Raw genomic sequence first — 2424 nt, 5'->3', positions numbered from 1 at the left:
TGATGGCGCTCGCTGAAATTCCCCAGTAACGCTCATCGAAATTCCCCACCTGTGTGGCACCGCCAACGGGGGCGGGTCTCCCTTGAAGCTGATGGTCTCTGACCACGCATCGGCTATCAAAGGAGACCCGCTTTCTCATGCTGACATGGGAGGACGATGTGGAAGTACATGCCCTACGTAAACGAGGCTGGTCGATCTCGGCGATCGCCCGACACACCGGACGTGACCGCAAGACGGTCCGGGCTTATCTGAACGGCACCCGAACCCCCGGCGTGCGCAAACGTTCCGGGGTGGATGCCTTCGAGGTGTTCTTGGCCTACGTGACCGCCCGGCTGGTCGACGACCCGCATCTGTGGGCGCGGACGTTGTGCGATGAACTCGAGGATCTCGGGTACGCGATGTCGTATCAGACGCTGACCCGCCAGATCCGCGACCGCAAGCTCCGGCCGACATGCCAGGCGTGCCTGACCGCGACGGAGCGACCCAACGCCGTCATCGATCACCCGGCAGGTGAAGAGACGCAATGGGATTGGCTGGATCTGCCTGACCCGCCAGCGTCGTGGGGATGGGGGTCGATGGCGCACCTGTTCGTGGGCACCCTGGCGTGTTCGGGCAAGTGGCGCGGAGTCCTGGCGCCGGAGATGACTCAGCCCCGGGTCGTCGACGGCCTCGACCGGATCTGCCGGGGCCTGGGTGGGGTGAGCCGGGTGTGGCGCTTTGATCGGATGGCCACGGTCTGTCACCCGGAGTCCGGGCGGGTGACGGCGAGCTTCGCCGGGGTGGCCAAGCACTACGGGGTGTCGGTGGCGATCTGCCCGCCGCGGCGCGGCAATCGTAAGGGTGTGGTGGAGAAGTCCAATCACACTGCCGCGCAACGGTGGTGGAGAACACTGCCTGATGGCGTGACAGTCGAACAAGCCCAAGAACGCCTCGACGAATTCTGTCGGCTTCGCGGTGACGCCCGCCTTCGTCCGACTGCTGACGGTAAAGCCTCGGTGGCCACCGTCGCCAGCAGCGAAGGTCTGCATCCGATGCCGGCTCGGCCGTATCCGGCGATCCTGACCTCCGAGCGCGTGGTGTCACGCCAAGCGTTGGTCTCCTATCGTGGCAACCGGTACTCGGTGCCGCCAGAGCTCGCGTCGGCAAGCGTGACCCTCACCCACGTACTCGGGGCCGACGTCATCGACGTGGTGACCGCCTCGGGCATCACCATCGCCCGCCATCACCTGGCCGCCGACGGGACCGGGGCCATGGTTCGCGACCACGGCCACGTCTACGCCCTGGAACAAGCCGCGATGGCAGGCGCGAACACGGGCGGGCCGCACCGCCGCAAGGAACGCATCCCGCCAGGACCGGAAGCTTTGGCCGCGGCTGCCACCCTTCGACGCACAACGACCGCCAACAGCGCTCTCGATGAGAACTGCTCCACCACAACACAATCTGATTCCACTGCCGTGCTCTACGACCTGTCGGTCTACGAACGCGCTGCCCGCGGAAGGAACACCCTGTCATGACCACTCGCACCACCACCGATTCCGGTGACCGTCTGCCCGCCCCGAACACCGCCGAAGCAGCCAGCCTCTATCAACGCCTGCGCGGACATCTTGCCGTGCTCAAGCTGCACGACGCCGCTGAAGCGTTGCCAACGGTCCTGGACCAGGCAGCGGCCCAAGACCTGTCGATGACCGCAGCCCTGGACCGACTGCTCTCGATTGAAGTGGAGGCCACCGAAGCCCGCAGACTGGCCGGACGGCTGCGGTTCGCATGCCTACCGACACCGGCCTCGTTAGAGGATTTCGACTACGACGCCGCAGCCGGAGTCGACCGCAAGGTGATCGAGGAACTGGCCACCTGCCGCTACCTCGAGACCGCAACCAACGTCCTGCTGATCGGCCCACCCGGAGTCGGCAAGACCCATCTGTCGGTCGGATTGGCCAGGGCTGCAGCACATGCCGGATATCGCACCTACTTCACCACCGCCGCCGACCTCGCCGCCCGGTGCCATCGGGCAGCGATCGAAGGCAGGTGGGCCACCACGATGCGGTTCTACGCCGGCCCCACACTGCTCGTGATCGACGAACTGGGCTACCTCCCGCTGCCCGGTGAAGCGGCGGCAGCGCTGTTTCAGGTTGTCTCCCAACGCTATATGAAGACATCGATCGTGATGACCACCAATCGTGGCGTCGGATCCTGGGGCGAAGTCCTCGGCGACAACACCGTCGCCGCGGCCATGCTCGACCGCCTTCTGCACCGCTCGGTTGTGCTCAACCTCGACGGCGACTCCTACCGCCTACGAGACCACAACGCCCGAGCCGAGAAACTCCGCCGAACGACCACCGGAACACGCCAACCACTACAGTGACGGTTGCTCACAAGTGGGGATTTTCAGAGAGCACCGCTGGGGAACTTCGATGAGCGCCGTCA

2 protein-coding genes are annotated in these 2424 nt (G+C 65.5%); both read left to right on the top strand.

All coding sequences use genetic code 11. The annotated features are described in order from the left end of the window. The first annotated feature begins 137 nt into the window (after positions 1-137). Positions 138-1514 (top strand): DDE-type integrase/transposase/recombinase, encoded by a 1377-nt coding sequence (locus B1790_RS32700; protein WP_079927434.1) that lies wholly within the window; start codon positions 138-140, stop codon positions 1512-1514. Beyond that, a complete protein-coding gene (gene istB / locus B1790_RS32695) occupies positions 1511-2362 on the top strand; it encodes an IS21-like element helper ATPase IstB (protein WP_079927433.1) in 852 nt (283 codons plus the stop codon). The genes B1790_RS32700 and istB overlap by 4 nt, the downstream gene beginning before the upstream one ends. Positions 2363-2424: the final 62 nt, after the last annotated feature.

The sequence above is a fragment of the Mycobacterium sp. AT1 genome, assembly GCF_002043095.1.
Lineage (GTDB): Bacteria > Actinomycetota > Actinomycetes > Mycobacteriales > Mycobacteriaceae > Mycobacterium.
The sequence above is the reverse complement of the archived record's forward strand: the minus strand, read 5'-3'. Positions and strand labels throughout refer to the sequence as shown.